This window comes from Winogradskyella psychrotolerans (genome assembly GCF_018860565.1).
Lineage (GTDB): Bacteria > Bacteroidota > Bacteroidia > Flavobacteriales > Flavobacteriaceae > Winogradskyella > Winogradskyella damuponensis.
This window is the reverse complement of the sequence record NZ_JAHKPS010000001.1, coordinates 51,563-72,218: the sequence shown is the minus strand read 5'-3', so window position 1 is coordinate 72,218 and position 20,656 is coordinate 51,563. Positions and strand designations below refer to the sequence as shown.

General features: G+C 33.6%; 17 protein-coding genes. 9 read left to right on the top strand and 8 right to left on the bottom strand.

What is annotated here, in order from left to right; all coding sequences use genetic code 11:
• Positions 1-40: 40 nt before the first annotated feature.
• Positions 41-1,657, bottom strand: a complete 1,617-nt coding sequence (locus KO504_RS00330) for a CTP synthase (protein ID WP_215924205.1) — start codon at positions 1,655-1,657, stop codon at positions 41-43.
• 120 nt (positions 1,658-1,777) lie between these two features.
• On the opposite strand from KO504_RS00330, the gene KO504_RS00325 reads away from it, so the two are divergent.
• Both KO504_RS00325 and KO504_RS00320 read left to right on the top strand, forming a co-directional pair.
• Positions 1,778-1,990, top strand: a complete 213-nt coding sequence (locus tag KO504_RS00325; RefSeq protein WP_215924203.1) for a hypothetical protein — start codon at positions 1,778-1,780, stop codon at positions 1,988-1,990.
• A 254-nt stretch (positions 1,991-2,244) separates the two neighbouring features.
• The gene (locus KO504_RS00320) at positions 2,245-3,126 is read left to right on the top strand and encodes an acyltransferase family protein (RefSeq protein WP_215924201.1); all 882 of its coding nucleotides are present in this window, start codon (positions 2,245-2,247) and stop codon (positions 3,124-3,126) included.
• Positions 3,127-3,199: 73 nt separating this feature from the next.
• Here KO504_RS00320 and KO504_RS00315 read toward each other — a convergent pair whose 3' ends face one another.
• The 6 genes from KO504_RS00315 to bshC form a co-directional block, all read right to left on the bottom strand.
• The gene (locus tag KO504_RS00315) at positions 3,200-3,427 is read right to left on the bottom strand and encodes a DUF3820 family protein (protein WP_215924199.1); all 228 of its coding nucleotides are present in this window, start codon (positions 3,425-3,427) and stop codon (positions 3,200-3,202) included.
• Between the two features lie 86 nt (positions 3,428-3,513).
• Positions 3,514-4,047 carry a DUF922 domain-containing protein gene (locus KO504_RS00310; RefSeq protein ID WP_215924197.1) on the bottom strand — a complete coding sequence of 178 codons (534 nt, stop codon included), beginning with the start codon at positions 4,045-4,047 and terminating at the stop codon, positions 3,514-3,516.
• A 61-nt stretch (positions 4,048-4,108) separates the two neighbouring features.
• Positions 4,109-6,016, bottom strand: a complete 1,908-nt coding sequence (locus tag KO504_RS00305) for a LysM peptidoglycan-binding domain-containing protein (RefSeq protein WP_215924195.1) — start codon at positions 6,014-6,016, stop codon at positions 4,109-4,111.
• A gap of 58 nt (positions 6,017-6,074) precedes the next feature.
• Complete coding sequence (gene guaA, locus KO504_RS00300; protein WP_215924193.1) at positions 6,075-7,610, bottom strand: glutamine-hydrolyzing GMP synthase; 1,536 nt, start codon at positions 7,608-7,610, stop codon at positions 6,075-6,077.
• 151 nt (positions 7,611-7,761) lie between these two features.
• Complete coding sequence (locus KO504_RS00295) at positions 7,762-9,132, bottom strand: pyridoxal phosphate-dependent decarboxylase family protein (protein WP_215924191.1); 1,371 nt, start codon at positions 9,130-9,132, stop codon at positions 7,762-7,764.
• 3 nt (positions 9,133-9,135) lie between these two features.
• Positions 9,136-10,734, bottom strand: a complete 1,599-nt coding sequence (gene bshC / locus KO504_RS00290) for a bacillithiol biosynthesis cysteine-adding enzyme BshC (protein WP_215924189.1) — start codon at positions 10,732-10,734, stop codon at positions 9,136-9,138.
• A gap of 116 nt (positions 10,735-10,850) precedes the next feature.
• Here bshC and KO504_RS00285 point away from each other — a divergent pair, with 116 nt between their 5' ends.
• The 7 genes from KO504_RS00285 (at position 10,851) to KO504_RS00255 (ending at position 19,284) form a co-directional block, all read left to right on the top strand.
• Positions 10,851-13,331 (top strand): M14 metallopeptidase family protein, encoded by a 2,481-nt coding sequence (locus tag KO504_RS00285; RefSeq protein ID WP_215924187.1) that lies wholly within the window; start codon positions 10,851-10,853, stop codon positions 13,329-13,331.
• A gap of 147 nt (positions 13,332-13,478) precedes the next feature.
• Positions 13,479-14,927, top strand: a complete 1,449-nt coding sequence (locus KO504_RS00280; RefSeq protein WP_215924185.1) for an Lcl domain-containing protein — start codon at positions 13,479-13,481, stop codon at positions 14,925-14,927.
• Between the two features lie 298 nt (positions 14,928-15,225).
• On the top strand, positions 15,226-15,876 hold the full coding sequence (locus KO504_RS00275) for a peroxiredoxin-like family protein (protein ID WP_215924183.1): 651 nt from the start codon (positions 15,226-15,228) through the stop codon (positions 15,874-15,876).
• Between the two features lie 245 nt (positions 15,877-16,121).
• Positions 16,122-16,664 carry a DinB family protein gene (locus KO504_RS00270; RefSeq protein WP_215924181.1) on the top strand — a complete coding sequence of 181 codons (543 nt, stop codon included), beginning with the start codon at positions 16,122-16,124 and terminating at the stop codon, positions 16,662-16,664.
• Positions 16,665-17,400: 736 nt separating this feature from the next.
• Positions 17,401-17,772 (top strand): VOC family protein, encoded by a 372-nt coding sequence (locus tag KO504_RS00265; protein WP_215924179.1) that lies wholly within the window; start codon positions 17,401-17,403, stop codon positions 17,770-17,772.
• A gap of 43 nt (positions 17,773-17,815) precedes the next feature.
• Positions 17,816-18,526 (top strand): flavodoxin family protein, encoded by a 711-nt coding sequence (locus tag KO504_RS00260; RefSeq protein WP_215924177.1) that lies wholly within the window; start codon positions 17,816-17,818, stop codon positions 18,524-18,526.
• 215 nt (positions 18,527-18,741) lie between these two features.
• Positions 18,742-19,284 carry a DUF4287 domain-containing protein gene (locus KO504_RS00255; RefSeq protein WP_215924175.1) on the top strand — a complete coding sequence of 181 codons (543 nt, stop codon included), beginning with the start codon at positions 18,742-18,744 and terminating at the stop codon, positions 19,282-19,284.
• Positions 19,285-19,320: 36 nt separating this feature from the next.
• On the opposite strand, the gene rimO is transcribed toward KO504_RS00255, so the two are convergent.
• Entirely contained in the window at positions 19,321-20,628 is a 1,308-nt protein-coding gene (gene rimO / locus KO504_RS00250) for a 30S ribosomal protein S12 methylthiotransferase RimO (RefSeq protein ID WP_215924173.1), read from the bottom strand.
• Positions 20,629-20,656: the final 28 nt, after the last annotated feature.

Below are 20,656 nucleotides of genomic sequence, written 5' to 3'. Positions count from 1 at the left end.
ATCCAAAATCTATTTTGCGCCAAAGTGGCACATTTTTTTATTATTTCTTCTTTTTATATTTTAATGTTGCAGCCACAAAAGCGACAAATAATGGGTGTGGATTTTTCACTGTACTCTTATACTCGGGATGGTACTGAACACCAACAAACCAATTGTTTTCTGGTATTTCTACAATTTCTACTAAGCCCGTTTCTGGATTAAAACCTGTAGCTTTCATACCTGACTTTTCAAATTGAGCTTTATAATCGCTATTAAACTCAAAACGATGTCTGTGTCTTTCTGTAATCGTTTCGGTTTTATATACCTTATAAGCAATACTATCTTTTTCTAGATTACAATCCCAAGTACCTAAACGCATAGTACCTCCTTTATTAACCACATCTTTTTGTGATGCCATTAAATTAATTACAGGATCTGGAGTTTGCTCATCCATTTCTACAGAATTCGCGTCCTTAAGATTTAGTACGTTTCTAGCGTATTCTATAACGGCCATTTGCATACCTAAACAAATACCTAAAAAAGGAATATTTTGTTCACGTACAAAACGTACCGCTTCAATTTTACCTTCAATACCACGTTCGCCAAATCCAGGTGCAACTAAAACACCATCCAAATGACCTAGCTTAAATTCAATATTACTCTTAGATAAATATTCGGAATGAATAGGCTCTACATTAACCTTAACTTCATTTTCTGCTCCAGCATGAATAAATGACTCTAAAATAGATTTATAAGAATCCTGAAGCTCTACATATTTTCCAATTAAACCTATAGTAACTTCGCTTTTAGGATTTTTATGACGTTTTAAAAATTCATTCCAACGTTTCAAATCTGGCACATCACTTTTGAGTTGTAGCTGATTTAAAACCACTTTATCCAAACCTTCTTCTAACATTAAATTTGGCACATCGTAAATGGTTGAAGCATCTATAGATTCTATAACCGCTTCCTTTTTTACATTACAAAAACGTGCCAACTTTGTTTTAATACTATCGCTAAGTTTGTGCTCTGTTCTACAGACCAAAACATCAGCTTGTACACCACTTTCCATCAATGTTTTTACACTGTGTTGGGTTGGTTTGGTTTTTAATTCTCCTGCTGCAGAAAGATAAGGTACTAGGGTTAAATGAATAACACATGTATTGTGTTCGCCTAAATCCCATTCTAGCTGTCTTACAGCTTCAATGTATGGCAAAGACTCTATATCTCCAACGGTTCCACCGATTTCAGTTATCACGATATCGTAATCTCCAGAGTTTCCAAGAATTTGAATTCTTCGTTTAATCTCGTCAGTAATATGTGGAATAACTTGAACCGTTTTACCTAAAAACTCACCACGCCTTTCCTTATCTATTACACTTTGATAGATTCTACCAGTTGTAACGTTGTTAGCCTGCGATGTTGGTACGTTTAAAAAACGTTCATAATGGCCCAGATCTAAGTCAGTTTCTGCTCCATCATCTGTAACGTAACATTCGCCATGCTCATACGGATTTAGAGTTCCTGGATCAATATTAATGTACGGATCTAATTTTTGAATGGTTGCTCTGTAACCTTGTGCTTGCAAGAGTTTAGCTAGAGATGCTGCTATTATGCCTTTTCCTAGAGAAGAAGACACGCCTCCTGTTACAAATATATATTTAGGGTTTGTGGTCATATTGCGCTGTTAAACGCAGGCAAATTTACGAAATAAAACGAGTTATCTATGAATTGTTTATCGTTTGTTAATATGTTATTATTTCTATGAAATAATGTTAACAAATAACTAACTTACTTTATGAGCATCAGACAATTACAAACAACATCTAATTATGAGCTGCTATCTAATGACAAACACACTATACTATTAAAAGATAAAAGAATTACTACATGTAACCAATTAACGGAATACTCTAAGCAATTACTTTATAAAAGAAATGCTAATCGAACAGATGTATCGGAAATTTTAAATGAGAAAAAGACACTTGCAGTTCTAAACACACATTCCTAAAACATAGTATTAATTTAAGCACATTAATCAAGAGGCGAATTAAAATAAGCGCAAGGGTTACTCGTTTTGAAAAAAATTTAAAACCCACAGAAACCTGTCTTATAAATTTGAAGGTTTGACTTTCTAAATATTTCTTCTACCTTCGTTTAACATTTTATATAAAACATTTACATAGAATACTGCAACAACTTTAATCTATAGAAGTATAAAAATGCTTGCATATCCATATAAAGACATTGACAACAGTTAATTGAATGAAACCAAGTATCGAATTAATTAGGTTAATTGCAGTAATACTAATTGTATTTACGCATACTAAAAATGAATTGGAATATGGTATAGCTTATGTTATAGTAGAACAAATTCCGCCTTATGGCACTGCAATTCTTTCAATAATATCAGGTTATTTATATTTTGAAGTATCTAGACATAAACAAAATTTATTTTTTAAAAAGATTAAAAGTTTATTAATTCCATATCTAATTGCCAATATGGTTGTTTTAATTTTAGTCTTGTTTGTGTACTATATTTTAGGATACAACCCTCTAAATCGATTAAGTTTTGATTTGTCTCTAATAACAGAAGGGCTCTTCTCTTTAAACTCAGCTCCAATAAATCCGCCTACCTATTTCATAAGAGACATATTTGTTATTTTTTCAATTATTGCTTTAGTCACTCAAAAAGAGTTTAAAACGCTATTTGTTATACTCCCTTTCTTATTACTTGGCACATTAATCTTAAGGTTAGATGTCGCATTTTTATTTTTAATTGGTGTTTTATACTCAAAATATCACAACAAGATTGATAAAAAAACCTTAATCATTACCTCTGTTATCTTAAGTGTTATTTTAAGTTTTTTCTACATTGATTTTCTAAAATTTCCTATCTCATTTTTGATATTTATTCTATTAATAGATATTCAAATTAAGTTTTATAATACAGGGAGATTTTCTTATTTACTGCATTTGTACCACTCTCCTATTATTGTAATCTCATATCCTATATTAACCACGTTTATTGAGGATCCAATACTAAAAATAGTTGCTCAAATTGCAATGGCCTTACTTCTTGTATATGTCTTTTTTTTAGTCACAAAAAAGTATGATTTTCTTAAAATATTGAGTGGAGGACGATAAAAAAACATAGCATAAAAAAGCGGAAACTATTGCTACAAATTACTTAGGTTAGTATTAAGATAACTCCCTAAAATCACTTCCTAAAATCTCTTCGGATGGTATAAATTAACTCTTCTAAACCGTTAATTTTAATATCACACATTTGTGCCATCATCTTTCCTAGCTTACCTTGAGGAAACCCTTTTTGTTGGTACCAGATGTAATAATATTCCGGAATATCTACGAGATATTGATCTTTGTATTTACCAAAAGGCATTTTATAATGTGCCAATTCAATTAAAACCGTGCCATCTAATTCCATTTTAATTAAATTTTATGTGTAAATAAAAGTAGCGTATTGCTTTTTTTATAGGATTGATAAATGAAGTACTAGCTTTCAAACAATTACTATTTAAATTGACCTAAAGCTTTAAGCTCTTTCTCAATAAAAACTTCCCATTCTTTTTGTTTTTCAATATTCATAGAATGCATAGTCTCATGGTCATAACGTTTTTGAGTTTTGCTAACAGCCTCGTTAATGGCATTGTGCAATGCATTCATCTGCGCTTTTATATTTTGATTAACCTCAAGATCAGCTAATTGTTGTCTAAACTTTCGTGCGTAGAGTTCTGTTATATCAAAATGCAATTGCTCGTGAGCTAAAATATGAGCGTTTCCTTTATCTTTTAAATACCACGATTTATTAGGATAAAAATGAGCTTCTACAGTGGTTGAAACCGCTGCAATTCTTTTTCCAGCCGTCTTTAGAGAATAGCCAAAAGTAATCCCTGAGGCCGTTAAAGCAACAGCATCGGATTCTGCATCTGGTTCTGCCTTAAAATCTGCCCAAGTAAGCTTAGATGTTTCATCCCATGTTACGGTTTCTTCATTAGAAAAACTCCCAACACATAATAAAGTAAAAAATATAAGTAAGCTTTTCAAGGATGATTAATTTTAATATTTAGGATATAATATATAAGCTTTTTTAAGGGTATTCTTGCAACTATTTTGCTTCTACAATTCGTAAATCATCAAACTTTACAACGTAAACCGCTTGATTAACATAACCACCAAAAAGCACTTTATTATATCTAAATTTATTTTCTATATACTCTGTTTCAATAGAATCTTTAGAAGCAATATATAAATTTTCTGCAGAAGCCAATCGCATTAAAAGATCTAATGTTATATCAAACCCACGAGCAGCATACTTACTCGGTGAAACACCATATGCTTTTCTATAAGCTTTAACAAAACCGTTAGATTTTGTTTCGTCAAAATCTTTATGTATGGAAGGATAGTGAAACTTTAATTTAGACAAACTAATATTGTCTATATCTTTACCTTCAAATGCTTTATTCTTATCTGTTGTTACTAAAACTATTTCAGTTTTATTTACCACTAAACCATTTAATAAACTTATTACACTAGAAATAAACGAGTTATTATTGGTTTGTAAAAACACATAAGTTTTACCAGCAGAAAACACATTTTGTATATCTGCAGGATAAATGTAATGTGCATCTTTAGTTTTATTTTTCTTATCCATTCTCGATAATATGAGTTTCGAGTTTGGAAACTCGTTTTGTAGGGCTTGACTTCCTACTTTATGAGCTTGATCAGAAATAATAACAACTTTGGTCTTTAAGCTATCTGCTTTTACAAAATCTACCATTGCCTTGCGCAACAATTTATCGTTTGGAATGGTTTGAAATACATTGCTATAAACTTCCTTAGGCTTATTCATCGCTGCAATTACAGGAACGTGATTTGCCTTTAATGCCATGGCCACACGATTAAAACTCGTCTCTTCCATTGGACCAATAACTGCATCGTAATCTGAAAAATCATTTTCGTCTAATAACTTTCTTGTTGCTGCAATATTATAACGTGTATCTAAAACCTTTAAGTCTGTTGAAATTCCTAATTGCTTTGCCGAATCTAATGCCATTAATACACCAACATGAAAATCTAAAACAGCCGATAAACGTCTACTATTTTTAATTTGGTCTTTAACTTCTTCAACAGAATCTACATCAATTCGGTGCAGCTGATAAGGCATCATTAAGGCTATTTTTTTAGTCTTAAAGTTTATTAAACTCGTTTTTAAGTTTGTTTTACCTACAGTTGCCATACGTCCCGTTGTATCTACATCTGCTGGCACCTTTAACACCATTCCTGCTTTTAAACCTGCTGTTTTTAATTCAGGATTTAATTGCTCTAATTGTTCTTGTGTTAAATTAAGTTTCCCTTTAAGGCTATAAAATGTTTCTTTTGGCAATACTTCATAAAAACCAAAACTTGCTTCTACTGTTTTTTCTTCTTTATCTTCAATATTAGGCACATTAAGCTCATCTCCTGGCTGAATGGTTTCATTCATAAAAGGATTTAAAGCTTCTAATTCTGCGACAGTAATGCCAAATTTATAGGCAATTCTCCATTTGCCCTCCTTAGGTAATACAGTATATTTTTTTACGGTATTGGTCAAGGTTTGCTTAGAAACAACTGTTCTATACCTTGGAATTCTAATTTTATCTCCTTTTTTAAGGTTTTCAGAATACAAGAATCGATTTGCTTTCTTTATCTCATCTTCAGAAACGTTATATTTTTGTGCTAAACCATATAACGTTTCTTTACGTTTTACCTTATGATTTTTATAGTCAATAAGTTCTCTGCTTTCTCCTACAATTGGTTCATTCTTTATTTTTGAATTCGGAATAATCAATATTGTATTAGGCTGAAATTTCCGTTTTGCATCAGGATTAAGTGCGTAAATATCAAAAGGAGTTACTAAATACTTCTTAGAAATACTCTCTATTGTTTCCCCTGTTTTTACCGTATGCTCAATATAATTTTGAGCCGTTAAACCAAAGGTAAACGCAATTAATATGATGGTTAAAATGTTCTTCATGTATTCTATTTTACGACAAACTGTACTTTGACATTGCTAAGCAATTCGTTCTTATTTTTTATTCCCACTCAATAGTAGCTGGTGGTTTTGAGCTAATATCATACACCACTCTATTGACACCTTTTACTTTATTTATAATTTCATTTGAGGTCTTTTGCAAAAACTCATAAGGTAAATTTACCCAATCTGCGGTCATGCCGTCTGTACTTTCTACAGCTCTTAAAGCTACACATTTTTCGTAAGTACGTTCGTCTCCCATGACACCTACACTATTCACTGGCAACAACATAGCTCCTGCTTGCCAAACTTTATCGTATAAATTCCAAGAACGAAGGTTATTAATAAAAATAGCATCTACCTCTTGTAATATACGTACTTTTTCTTCAGTTAGATCTCCAAGAATCCTAATTGCTAATCCTGGACCAGGAAATGGGTGACGACCTAACAGCTGACTATCCATATTCATTGACGCTCCAACACGTCTTACTTCATCTTTAAATAAAGCGCGTAATGGCTCTACCACACTTAGCTTCATATAATCTGGTAATCCACCAACATTATGATGACTCTTTATGGTTGCACTTGGGCCTCCTGTTGCTGAAACACTTTCTATAACATCTGGATATATTGTGCCTTGCGCTAACCATTTTACATCTTTTATTAAATGGGCTTCGTCATCAAAAACAGCGATAAATTCAGCTCCAATCGCTTTTCTTTTCTTTTCTGGATCACTCAATCCTTTTAAGGCATTCAAAAAGCGTGCCGAAGCATCTACACCTTTAACGTTTAATCCCATACCTTCGTATTGCTTTAACACATCTACGAATTCGTTTTTACGTAACAAGCCATTATTTACAAAAATACAATAGAGATTTTTCCCAATAGCTTTGTGTAATAACATGGCAGCGACTGAAGAATCTACTCCTCCAGATAATCCTAGTACCACTTTATCGTCGCCTAGTTTTTCTTTTAAGTCTTGAACCGTTTCTTCAACAAAGGCATTGGGTGTCCAATCTTGTTCAACCGCAGCTATTTTAACTAAAAAGTTCTGTAATAATTGATGTCCATCTGTAGAATGATATACTTCAGGATGAAATTGAATCGCGTACGTTTGCTCGCCTTCTATTCTGTAAGCGGCATTTGTAACATCACTCGTACTTGCTAAAAGCACTCCGTTTGTTGGTAATTGTTTAATGGTGTCACTATGACTCATCCAAACTTGACTCCCTTCATGTATATTTTCAAAGAAATCTTCATCAGACTTTATAAAAGCCAAATTTGCTCTTCCGTATTCTCTAGTATTTGATTCTGCGACTTCGCCTCCTGAAAAATGTGCCAAATATTGCGCGCCATAACAAACGGCTAGCATTGGTTTTTTCCCTCTGATAGTCTCTAAATCAGGATGAAGCACATCTTCGCCTCGCACTGAGTTTGGACTACCAGATAAAATGACGGCTTTAAAGCTCTCTGAATCTGAAGGAATTTTGTTAAATGGGTGAATTTCGCAGTAGATGTTTAACTCTCTGACGCGTCGCGCAATAAGCTGTGTGTATTGCGATCCGAAATCTAAAATTAGGACTTTGTTGTGTTGCATGCGCAAAAATAAGGATTGATTTGCGAATTACGATTTACGATTTATAATTTTTTAGATTAAGTTTTTAACATAAAATCCGCTTTTGTGTTATTAAGTTAATATCACAAATCCATCAAATAATTCATCAATTTACTACATTACATTAGTGAACTTAGACCATACTATCTAGAATCATAGCAATATCCTTTTCGGTAGTATCAGGATTGATAAAACAAAAACGCGAACAAGTTTCATAAGTATCACCATTTTTCCATTTGGTTGGTGTCACTAATGCGAATCCTTTTTCATGGTTTTCGTATGTCCAATGTGTATAATCTTCGGGTTTCCAACCTATTCTTCTGTATAAGACACATGATAAACTTGGTGCCCTCACCAATTCCAAATCTGGATGCGCTTCAATGAGTCGTCCTGCTATTTGTGCCAATTCTAAACCACGTTCTACAGCTTCTTTATAACGGTCGGTACCATGTGTTGCTAAAGAGAACCATAAAGGCAAACCTCTAACTCTACGCGTCAATTGAATTTGATAATCGGTTGGATTAAATCCGTGTGCTCCTTCATCCTTAAATATTTCGAGATATGAGCCTTGTTGCGAATGGGCATTTTTTGCCAATTCCATATTCTTATAAATTACAGCACCACAATCGTATGGTGAGAACATCCATTTATGCGGATCAATGGTAATACTATCAGCTTTTTCTATACCATTAAATAAATGACGTACAGAATCTGCTACCAAAGCACCTCCTCCATAAGCAGCATCGACGTGAAACCATAGATTTTCTTCTTCGCAGACTTTAGCTATACTATCTAAATCGTCAATAATTCCAGCATTAGTGGTTCCTCCAGTTGCAACAACAGCAAATAAACATTTACGTTGGTGTTCGGTTAATGTTGCAATCGCTTCTCTAAGCGCTTCGCCTGTTAAATGCTCTTCAGAATCTACCAAAACAATATCTACATCAGCCACTTTAGCCATGGCTTTTATGGATGAATGTGCTCCTATTGATGTTACAATCAATCCTTTTTCGCGCTTAAACTCCGGATTTTCTCTCCAATGTTCTCTAGCGGTGACAATCGCAGATAAATTAGCTGCTGTGCCTCCACTTGTAAAAACTCCAAAAGCACCTTCTGGTAAACCTGTTAAAGACACAATCCATTTCATGGCTTCGTTTTCACAAAAAATACCTCCTGCACCTTCCATCCAATATGCGCCATGTATACTTGATGCCGACGTAATTAAATCAAACATAATTGCCGCCTTCGTTGGTGAAGCTGGTACAAATGCCAAGTTTCTTGGGTGATCTACAGGCACATTGGCTTTTGCTAAATGTGCTTTCCAAAGGTTAAACGCATATTCTCCTCCAACACCATCAGGTGTTACGGTTTCGCCAACTAATGCTTTTAATTCTTCAGATTTTTTAGGTTTACCTATTTGATGTTCGGTTGCAGAAACGCGGCCGATGACATATTTCATGACATCTAAGGTCATTTCTACCAACTCTATATCAATCTTGTGCATGGACTATTTTAAATTTAATATTAAGAACTCACCTTTCAATGGCTCTAAAGCTTTTAGTAATTCTGGTATTAAATCCTCGCCAAACTCTAAATATAATTCTGAAAAATTAGTGTTTCGTTCTTGTAAACTTTGATTAGGAAATAATTGTTCTTGTAATTCTGTACAACGACTAATTTGGTCTGCTAATTTCCGCTTTTGTGCTATTAACAATCGTTTTTCAAGATGTTTTAAGCCTTTTAATTGTTTGACTTCTTGGGCTTTTACAGCACCAATAAAAGATTTATCTGTTTGTTCTGCTAAATCATAAAGGCTTTTAAATTGGGTTTCTAAATGTTGAATTTGCTCTGAAAAGTCAATATCTATATTCGATATTTTTCTAACCTTTTTATTAATAAACGAATGTCTATCTAAGAACAAATCGTTATCCGAAATATGCAACTTCTCAAGCTTCTCTGCTTGCTTTGTTGTTTTTACTAAGGCCGAATTTCGTAATAGCAACATCGGAAATGTAACATTCTGCGCTTTAAAATTAGATTTTAATTGCAACCAATAAATCATTTCTCCGCCTCCACCAATGTAACAGAGGTTTGGCAAAATCACTTCTTGATATAAAGGTCGCATAATCACGTTTGGCGAAAATCGCTCCGGAAATTCATCAAGATGCTCTAGTAGCTCACTCTTGCTCCAAGAAATATCAGTATCTAGTACCGAATAAACGCCTTCACTTTCTACAATACGCTCGCGTATACCATCTTTAATATAAAAGAGGTTAATCTCTCTCGGATTTACTTGAATCTTTAATTCTAAATCTTCTAATTTCTTATTGGTTTCAGAAACAGTTTTAAATGCTGTTTGTTCTAGCATTTCTTGTTTCATCTGTGGAATAAACAAACGTTTCAATTCCCTATCATCGGCATCTATAATCACTAAACCATGTTCTCCAAATAATGCATTAGCCAAATAACGTGTAGCATCTGCTAAATTATGATGCTTAAGATAGCCTTCTTTAAACCATGTTTTTAGTTGTTCCGCATGTTTTCCACCTCCAAATTCTAAAGAAATCACCTCGAATACTTCATCTAAACCTTCGGTATTAAAATGACCAACAGCTCCTGTTTGATCAGAATTCCACTGAATCTTTTTGCCTTTAAAATTGAAATAATTGATTTCTTCAAAATCATGATCTTCTGAAGCCATCCAATACATAGGCACAAAATTGTACTCTGGATATGCTGTTTGTAATTGCTTTGCTAGGTTTATAGTAGAAATAATCTTGTACAGAAAATACAATGGTCCTGTAAATAAGTTTAATTGATGACCTGTAGTAATCGTGAAGGTATTTTCAAGATTTAGACGTTCAATATGTTCTGCTGTTAGCTCTGAAGTCGCTATGTTTTTGTATTGCTGCTTTAAAGTTTCTGCGAGAATAGTTCTAGACTGCGCTCTAACAGACAAACCTTTTTCTTTTATCTGTGCTTCAAAATTTTCCAACTTAGGAAAACGATGGTAGAATTCTTTTAACTCTTCTTTTTCAGCGAGATAATCGCATATAAAATCTGAGAAATAATTGGTATCCTTAAACGGAATATAATTGGTTGGCATTATCAAACTTATTTATGGCATAAAGATAATACTCTTCAATTTTTTATCTGCTAATTTTTAGTTAATTCAGTTGCACTAACTATCTTTACTAGCTTACAACCTTAATTTTAAATTAAATGCAAAAATTCATCTTAGCTCTTTTGGTCGTTTTTAGTGGCCTAACCTTAACTTCAGCGCAAACCATTCCATCTCCAACGGACTTTTTAGGTTATGATATTGGCACACAATTTAGCAGAAATCATCAGGTTATTGATTATTTTAAAGCCGTTGAAAAAGCAGCTCCTCATCAAGTAAAATTAGAAAACTACGGAAAAACCAACGAGCGCAGAGATTTGTATTTGGCTTTTGTAACGAGCGAAGCTAATATGAAGCAACTCGAAACTATTAGAGAAAACAATTTAAAAAATGCAGGTTTATTAGAAGGCGAAGCAACAGCAACAGATATTGCCATTGTTTGGTTAAGTTATAATGTGCATGGTAATGAAGCATCGAGTTCTGAAGCGTCTATGCTTACCTTATATAAATTACTAACTGAGCAACAAGAGTTACTTAAAAACACGGTTGTTATTATTGATCCAAGTGTAAATCCTGACGGTCGTGATCGCTACGTTAATTGGTACAACAGAACAAAAAGTGAACCATACGATGTTGACAAACAAGCGAGTGAACACAACGAACCTTGGCCAGCAGGACGGCCAAATCATTACCTCTTTGATTTAAATAGAGATTGGGTTTGGGCAACACAAGTAGAAACACAACAACGTTTAGAGTTTTATAACAAATGGATGCCTCATGTGCATGTCGATTTCCATGAGCAAGGCATTAACGAACCATACTATTTTGCACCTGCAGCAGAACCACTTCATGAAATTATTACCGATTGGCAACGCGATTTCCAAACACAAATAGGACAAAATCACGCTAAGTATTTTGACAAAGAAGGTTGGCTATTCTTTACCAGAGAACGTTTTGATTTATTGTATCCAAGTTATGGAGACACCTACCCAACGTTTATGGGAGCCATGGGAATGACTTATGAGCAAGGCGGTCACGGTATGGCTGGTTTAGGTATATTGAATGACGAAGGCCATGTGTTAACATTAGTAGAACGCTTAACACACCATACAACCACAGGACTTTCTACGGTTGAAATGGCTTCAAAAAATGCAAAACAATTAAATACCGAGTTTAGTAAATTCTTTAATAATACCAACTTAAAATACAAAAGCTACGTCTTAAAAGGCAATGAAGATAAATTGAATAGCCTAAAAACGCTTTTAAATAAACATCAGATTGCTTTCGAAAATGCCACAAACACTAAGGTTTCGGGTTACCATTATGCCACAGGAAAACAAGGTAGTTTTAATGTAGATGCAAATGCGGTAGTGGTGCATAGCAATCAACCCAAAGGTAAAATGGTAAAGGTATTATTTGAACCAAACACCAAACTCTCAGATTCTTTAACTTACGATATCACGGCTTGGTCACTGCCTTATGCCTATGGATTAGATGCTATTGCAAGCACCTCTCAAGTACAGAGCAGAATAATTTTAAGCAAAAAAGCACTTCAAAACTTAAACGATGCTTATGGCTATGTGAGCAAATGGAACTCTATGGAAGATGCTCAGTTTTTAGCAGAACTATTAAAGCAAAATTTTAAAGTGAGGTTTACCGAAAAACCATTCACTTCTAATAACACCAAATTTGAACGAGGGTCACTCATCATCACCAAAGGAGACAATAAGCATATTAAAAAAATGGTTTCAAAATTAAATACCATTGCACAAGAGCATGCACAACCTTTAACAGCAATTAATTCTGGTTTTTCACAAAGCACTCCAGATATGGGCTCGCCAGATATTAAATTGGTAAACAAACAAAAGGTAGCTATTCTTTCTGGTGAAGGCACATCGTCTTTAAGCTATGGTGAACTATGGCATTTCTTTGAACAACAATTACACTATCCGTTGACGTCTATAAATACCGATGATTTTAGCAAAACCAATTTAAACAAATACAATGTATTAATTCTGCCAAATGGCTACTACGGCAAAGTGTTCACCGAAAACAACTTAACAAAACTAAAAGATTGGGTAAAATCTGGCGGAAAAGTAATTGCTATTGATGGTGCACTGCGAAGTTTTGCGGGTAAAGAAGGCTTTAGTCTCAATTTTAAAACACCTGAAGCTGATGACCAAAAAGAAAACCTTACGGCTTATGCAGATCGCGAACGCGAGTACAGCAACCACCTTATTACAGGTGCTATTTTTAATACCAAAGTAGATGCGACGCATCCTATGGCATTTGGTTACAGCGATCAGTATTTCACGCTTAAATTAGGAAGCTCTGCATACAATATATTAGAAAACGGCTATAACGTGGCATACTTAAATGACACCAAAGTGTTTTCTGGTTTTGCAGGCCAACAGGCTTTAAAAGCATTAGACCAAACTTTAGTATTTGGCGAAGAACCCATGGGAAGCGGTAGTTTTATTTACATGGTAGATAACACGCTTTTTAGAAGCTTCTGGGAAAATGGAAAACTCTTTTTAGTGAACGCTGTGTTCTTTGTGAATAACAATGCTTATGAGTTGTAATAACTACTGATCATCTTAGTTAAAAGATCTTGGAATCAACTATTTATAATTTGACTTTAATTAAAAAAAACACCACATAAATTAATCATTAAACCATTTATAAAAAAAACAGTCAAAATCATTGAATATTCACAAAATATTGAGGACATGATTATATTTAAATCAATTAAAAACTGCGCAACAATTCTATTTTTAAGTTTATATTTTATTGGGTTTAGTCAAACGTATCCAATTGTAGATACATCTGTTTCAGATTATTACAATAATACCTCAATAATTTCTGCACCTTCTGCTGGTGAAGCATTTTACGGACAAGATGCTCAGTATATAGGAAATCAACCCTCTTATACAAATAACGGAGACGGAACCATTACAGATAATGTCACAGGTTTAATGTGGGAACAAGATATGGGAACTAAAATAAGCTATGAAGCAGCTTTTACAAAAGCAGCTAATTCTACCCTAGGAGGCTATACAGATTGGAGAGTACCTACTATAAAAGAATTATATTCTTTAGCAAATTTCACAGGCAGATGCTTTGGTGATGATGCCGTAGATATGTTTATAGATGTCAATTATTTTAATCAACCAATTGGAGATGTTTCTACAGGCGAAAGAGAAATTGATGCTCAAACATGGTCAAGCACGCAATATGTTGGTTTAATAATGAGTGGAAACTTAGGTATTTTTGGATATAATTTTGTTGATGGTAGATTAAAAGCTTATCCCAAATTAAACCCTGCGAATGGTAACCCTAATGAAATGTATTTTAGAATGGTGAGAGGAAACACATCATATGGCATAAATAGTTTTGTAGATAATGGTGATGGTACTATTTCAGATAATGCTACAGGATTAATGTGGCAACAAGTTGATAATGGCAATACATACGATTGGGAAAATGCTTTACTTTACTGTGAAAATCTATCGCTTGCTGGTTATGATGATTGGCGTTTACCAAACGCTAAAGAGTTACACAGCATCGTAGATTATACGCGATCATTACAAACCACAAACTCTCCAGCTATAGACCCTTTATTTACATGTAGCTCATTTACCAATCCGAATGGAGATTCTAATTATGGCTATTATTGGACAAGTTCACCCTTACAAGATGGACCAAACCCATATTCTGATGCCGTTTACACTTGCTTTGGTGAAGCGCAAGGTGAAATGTCTTTTCCTCCAACATTTATACCAACAATATATGACACACATGGTGCTGGTGCGCAAAGAAACGATCCAAAACAAGTAGGAAACAATACTTACCCAACATATTTTGGACCACAAGGTGATATTTTATATGTTAATAACTATGTGAGAGCCGTCAGAGACATACCTTTGGCATTGTCTTTAGATGAAACAATTAAAATAAATTTCAATATTTATCCAAATCCTGCAACTGATAAAATAGTAATAGAAACCACTAATGACCTCAAATTAAAAATTCAAAATATTGAAGGAAAAACGATAAAGACCATCAAAATTAATGCTGGATTAAATACAGTTTCTTTAAAAGAAATATCTTCAGGAATATATTTCTTTCAATTATCTGATTCAATTTCAAGACGTGTAGAAAAAATAATCATTAATTAAATAGAACTTTTTAATAACAAGATAGAGCTAAACAATCGTTAAATGTATTGGTAAAATAATACTAATGATGTCTTAGAGTCAAAACTGAATACCTTTAAACACCAAATAAAACCATACAATTCAGCTTAAAATTTATTAAAAAGTGGTTACAATATAGCTTACCTTAACGAGATTAAATTATTTTCCATTTTTTGATAATCAAGATGCTGTAGCAAACTAAAATCAAACTTTAGTTTTTAGTAAACGCTATTTTATAAGTAAATATCAATGCTATAGAATTGTAAATAACAGACAAATAATGAAAACATTAAAAGAACAAACCGACGCTAAGATTGCTGCAGGGAGAAAAGCAAAACCTGAATTTATGCAAGGTGTTGATGATATCATTGAAAAAGCAAAAGCTTTTGAACAAGGAAAAGATGCTCTAAAAATTGGGAACAAAGCTATAGATTTTGAATTACCAAATCCAAAAGGGCAACTCATTTCACTGTCTGGTTTACTCGAAAAAGGGCCTGTAATTGTTACATTTTATCGTGGTAGTTGGTGTCCTTATTGCAATTTGCAATTGAGAGCATTGCAAGATAAATTAAGTGAAATTCATGCCTTAGGAGCTACATTAGTTGCCATTAGTCCAGAAGTACCAGATGGCTCATTAACAGAAAACGAAATCAACACAATGGCATTTACAGTGTTATCTGACCAAGACGCAAAGATAGCGTCACAATATGGTGTGGCTTGGGAAGTTCCTGAGTTTTTAATGGAACATATGCGCGTAGATCGTGGACTAGATTTGAAGAAAATTAATAATGGCAATGCTAGTATTTTACCAATACCTGCTACATTTATTGTAGATACGGATGGTATTATAAAATGGAATTACGTCAATGTAGACTACAGAACGCGCTCTGAACCAGATGAAATTATTGAAGTACTTAAAAATTTAAGTTAAGCAATAACAAAATGTTTAGAGTTGTAATATAAACGGTGTTTTAGTTTATTAAAAATTGAAGATAAATAAAAAACTAAATACTTAAGAATAAATCACTTGACTATAAATCTCAAAAAAACTACTTTCGTTTAACGTTGGCTATAAAACATTCAAACGCTTTTATAGCCGCGAGACATTGACATTCATTGATGGAACGCACTCTGAACGGATAAAAATCGAAATAAATAAAACGAAATTTTAAAATTATGAAACATATATTTATCCTTACGACAATTTTTCTATTGAATTCAGTTTCATCACCTCTGTTTGCTCAACAGGATAGTTTTATTGAGGATTATTTGGAACGATTGGAAAATTCTCGGAAATACTTGGTTCTTGTTGCGGAGAAAATGCCAGAAGACAAATATGCTTTTAAAGCATCACCAGAGTCATCGAGCTTTGCTGAAAATTTAATGCATATTGCTTGGGCAATGGATTGGCATAGTCAAACTTTATTGGGTGAACGTAAAGCAAGAGATTGGAATACAGACACAGAACTTAAAGTTGAGAATAAATCAAAAAAGGAAATGATTGCAACAATAGAAAAAACATTTAATGAAACAATAAAATTAATAACTGAATTTGATACAACTAAATTTAATGATAGATTGGACTATTTAGGATTAGATAGAACCAAAAGACAAATTTTTCTATTACTTACTGACCACATTACTCATCACCGAGGGCAAATGCTCGTTTATTTGCGACTAAATGGAATAAAACCACCGAGATATGTTTTATATCAATAAATTGAATAATATAATACAGAATGAATTATTAACACAAAATCGGAATTGAAAAACGAATGGAATAAAATAACGAAATGGCAACACCGTTTATAATTAATTACTAGTGTGGGTACTCGGAAAATCCTGCGGATTTTCCTAATGGTTCGTTTTCTTTTAATAATTTAATCATAGCCAACACAACTAATCATACACAAAACCGTCAAACAACTATATGTCCTCACATAAAATGAATACCAAATAAACCTAAATTTTTCATTCACCACTGAGCAATACCCAAACCCATTGGCTTTTTCACACACACGTTCCATACCAGCCTTAGTTTAAATCGCTTTTCTAGTAAACCCACCATCCGCTTTTTGTGCCATCGGCTTACCATTCAAATCCTAAAAATTAATATCATATAACGTTCCTACTAAAGGGATAATTTCGGTCTGTTGTGCCACAATCTCAAATCTTAAGCTAAACACCTATGAAACAGCGTTATAAAAAATTTCAAAATACAGGTTATAGCGTGGTTATAGCATGCTTATAAAGTGCTTAAAACAAGCTTATAGCATAAAAGAACACACGGCGTAAGGCACAATACTAATATCTAGATTAATAATACAGGCTTATAACCTTAAGATTTGCATAACTAATTGCTGGTTCTCTACGTACTCTCGGTCATTAAAAACATCTACTAAACGTCATAATTAAAACTTTCATTACCTTTAAGTACTAACTTAAACTCTAAATTATGAAACTAGGCGCATTTTCAATAAGTCTTGCGGTAAAGGATATAAAAGCCTCACAAACATTTTACGAAACTTTAGGATTTTCAGTATTTGCTGGAAGTTTAGAACAGAACTATCTCATTATGAAAAATGGAGAATCCTTAGTGGGTTTGTTTCAAGGCATGTTTAAAAACAATATATTCACTTTTAATCCTGGTTGGGACCAACACGCCAATGCACTCGAAAAATTTGATGATGTGCGCACCATTCAGAAACATCTAAAAAGTAAAAACATCATATTAGAACACGAAGCAGATGAAACCACCTCTGGACCTGCAAGCTTTGTGGTTTTAGATCCTGATGGCAATGCTATTTTAATCGACCAGCATGTCTAATAATTTTTCATTATCTTTTAAGGATAACTAAAAAACGAAACACATGTCAAAGCCAGATTTTTCAAATTTAAAAGCCGTTTTCATTAACTGTACGCTTAAGAAGTCACCAAGAGTGAGTCATACACAAGGCTTAATGGATCGCTCCATAGACATTATGAAAAAGGAAGATGTTAGTGTAGATACCATTCGTTTTATAGACCATGATGTGGCATCAGGAGTATATCCTGACATGACAGAATACGGTTGGCAAACCGACGAATGGCCAACACTCTTTAAACGTATTTTTGAAGCAGATATCTGCGTTATTGGCACACCAATTTGGTTGGGTGAAAAATCCTCGGAAGCCACCAAATTAATTGAACGTTTTTATGCCATGAGTGGCCAACAAAATGACAAAGGGCAATATCTATTCTACGGAAAAGTTGGAGGTGCTATTATAACAGGCAACGAAGATGGCGTAAAACATTGTGCCATGGGTATGCTTTATGCCTTGCAACATATTGGTTATTCTATTCCACCACAAGCAGATTGCGGTTGGATTGGCGAAGTTGGACCTGGTCCTAGTTATCTCGATAAAGAAGCAGATGCTAAAAACAATGATTTCACCAATAGAAATACCACCTTTATGACTTATAATTTAATGCATTTGGCTAAACTTTTAAAGGAAAATAATGGGTATCCTGCTTACGGTAATTCTCGTAAGGATTGGGATGATGGTACACGTTGGAATTTTGAAAATCCGGAATACAGATAAATGAAATAAATTAATATAAAGTCTTAAAAAACGAAAGGCAACATTTAAAAAACAAAATACCAAATAATCACACTAACAAGTGTATAAAACAATAATAAACCTATTTGCATTCTATTGTGTTTTACTGAGCTGGTCATATTACTACGGATTTGTATTCAACTATATGACACAAAATACAGTATATTGTCACTTGTTTAACAGAAATATCAAACAAAATGGAAAAAGCGTTACAAACCATGATTGATAATATGCCTGAGAAAACAGGCAAATCCTTAGAACAATGGAAATCTATTTTAAGTAAAAAAGCATTTGCTAAACATTCTGAAGGAGTCAATTTCCTAAAAAAAGAACATGGTGTCACCCATGGTTTTGCCAATACCATTGTTACCCTTTCTAAAGAAGAAAACAATACGCCTGAGGATTTGGTGAGCAACCAATATAAAGGCAAGGAGAGTTTATTTCCTATTTATGAAAAGATACTTGCTACCGTTAAAACCTTTGGAACAGATGTGACCATCACACCTAAAAAAACCAGTGTTAGCGTTATTAGAAAACGCCAATTTGTGTTAATAAAACCTGCTACAAAAACACGAATTGATTTAGGATTAAAACTCCCTGAAAAACTAACTACAGACCGACTAGGAAATTCCGGACCTTTTGGTACCATGTGTACACATCGTGTTCAAATAACATCTATTGACAACATTGACGACGAATTAATTGAATGGATGAAAGAAGCCTATATAAAAGCCGAATAGCACAACTGTAAAAAGCTTTAGCTATTTCAAATTGTTTTAGGACACTAAGACTTCGCCATACAAATCAAAATCTTCTGCTTCAGTTACTTTAATGGTTGCAAATTCTCCGGTTTTTAAATAAACCTTAGAGGCATCAATTAAAACTTCGTTATCTACATCTGGCGAATCAAATTCAGTTCTACCAACAAAATAATTACCTTCTTTACGGTCAATAACCACTTTAAACTCTTGTCCTATTTTGGCTTGATTCAATTCCCAAGAAATCTGAGATTGAATTTCCATGATTTCATTGGCACGCTGAATTTTCACCTCTTCAGGTACGTCATCTTCTAAATTGTAAGCGTGTGTATTTTCTTCATGAGAATACGTAAAACAGCCTAAACGCTCAAAACGCATTTCAGAAACCCATTGTTTAAGTTCTTCAAAATGTGCTTCTGTTTCACCAGGATAACCAACAATTAGTGTTGTTCTAATGGTCATTTCAGGAACTATAGCTCTAAATTCATGAATCAATTTAGTGGTCTTTTCTTTAGTTGTACCACGACGCATCGATTTTAGTAAGTCATCAGAAATATGTTGTAACGGAATATCTAGATAATTACAAATCTTAGGTTCACGCTTCATGATGTCTAACACATCCATCGGAAATCCTGTTGGAAATGCATAATGTAATCGTATCCACTCAATACCTTCAACCTTAACTAAGTGTTCTAGTAACTCAGCAAGATTTCGTTTTTTGTAAATATCTAAACCGTAATAGGTTAAATCTTGAGCAATTAAAATTAATTCTTTAACACCTGAGGCAGCTAATTTCTCTGCTTCAGTAACTAAATTTTCAATTGGAGTACTTTTATGTTTTCCGCGCATGATAGGAATAGCACAAAAACTACAAGGTCTATCACAACCTTCTGCTATTTTAAGATAAGCGTAATTTTTTGGTGTTGTTGTTAAACGCTCTCCAATTAACTCATGCTTATAATCGGCTCCTAAAGCTTTTAACAAGCCTGGTAATTCTGTAGTACCGAAATACTGATCTACATTTGGAATTTCTTTTTCTAAGTCTGGCTTATAACGCTCACTTAAGCAACCTGTTACAAAGACTTTATCAACCTCTCCATCTTCCTTTTTCTGCATGTATTCCAAAATGGTGTTCACACTTTCTTCCTTGGCATTATTAATAAAACCACAAGTGTTAATCACTACAACGTTGCCTTCTTGCTCATGGACAACGTCCTTTCCGCTTGCTTTTAGCTGTCCCATTAACACTTCGCTATCGTAAACATTTTTACTACAGCCTAGAGTTACTACGTTGATTCTGTTTTTCTTAAGAGTTTTTGTACGCATGTTTAAATAAATCAGTTTGCAAAGATAC

What these genes read in the sequence shown, in the direction of transcription:
- KO504_RS00320 (WP_215924201.1), top strand. Translation starts at nt 2,245, where the DNA reads ATGAAACCAAGTATCGAATTAATTAGGTTAATTGCAGTAATACTAATT.
- rimO (WP_215924173.1), bottom strand. Translation starts at nt 20,628, where the DNA reads ATGCGTACAAAAACTCTTAAGAAAAACAGAATCAACGTAGTAACTCTA.
- KO504_RS00325 (WP_215924203.1), top strand. Translation starts at nt 1,778, where the DNA reads ATGAGCATCAGACAATTACAAACAACATCTAATTATGAGCTGCTATCT.
- KO504_RS00270 (WP_215924181.1), top strand. Translation starts at nt 16,122, where the DNA reads ATGAAACATATATTTATCCTTACGACAATTTTTCTATTGAATTCAGTT.
- KO504_RS00260 (WP_215924177.1), top strand. Translation starts at nt 17,816, where the DNA reads ATGTCAAAGCCAGATTTTTCAAATTTAAAAGCCGTTTTCATTAACTGT.
- KO504_RS00265 (WP_215924179.1), top strand. Translation starts at nt 17,401, where the DNA reads ATGAAACTAGGCGCATTTTCAATAAGTCTTGCGGTAAAGGATATAAAA.
- KO504_RS00305 (WP_215924195.1), bottom strand. Translation starts at nt 6,016, where the DNA reads ATGAAGAACATTTTAACCATCATATTAATTGCGTTTACCTTTGGTTTA.
- KO504_RS00330 (WP_215924205.1), bottom strand. Translation starts at nt 1,657, where the DNA reads ATGACCACAAACCCTAAATATATATTTGTAACAGGAGGCGTGTCTTCT.
- bshC (WP_215924189.1), bottom strand. Translation starts at nt 10,734, where the DNA reads ATGCCAACCAATTATATTCCGTTTAAGGATACCAATTATTTCTCAGAT.
- KO504_RS00315 (WP_215924199.1), bottom strand. Translation starts at nt 3,427, where the DNA reads ATGGAATTAGATGGCACGGTTTTAATTGAATTGGCACATTATAAAATG.
- KO504_RS00295 (WP_215924191.1), bottom strand. Translation starts at nt 9,132, where the DNA reads ATGCACAAGATTGATATAGAGTTGGTAGAAATGACCTTAGATGTCATG.
- KO504_RS00255 (WP_215924175.1), top strand. Translation starts at nt 18,742, where the DNA reads ATGGAAAAAGCGTTACAAACCATGATTGATAATATGCCTGAGAAAACA.
- guaA (WP_215924193.1), bottom strand. Translation starts at nt 7,610, where the DNA reads ATGCAACACAACAAAGTCCTAATTTTAGATTTCGGATCGCAATACACA.
- KO504_RS00280 (WP_215924185.1), top strand. Translation starts at nt 13,479, where the DNA reads ATGATTATATTTAAATCAATTAAAAACTGCGCAACAATTCTATTTTTA.
- KO504_RS00275 (WP_215924183.1), top strand. Translation starts at nt 15,226, where the DNA reads ATGAAAACATTAAAAGAACAAACCGACGCTAAGATTGCTGCAGGGAGA.
- KO504_RS00285 (WP_215924187.1), top strand. Translation starts at nt 10,851, where the DNA reads ATGCAAAAATTCATCTTAGCTCTTTTGGTCGTTTTTAGTGGCCTAACC.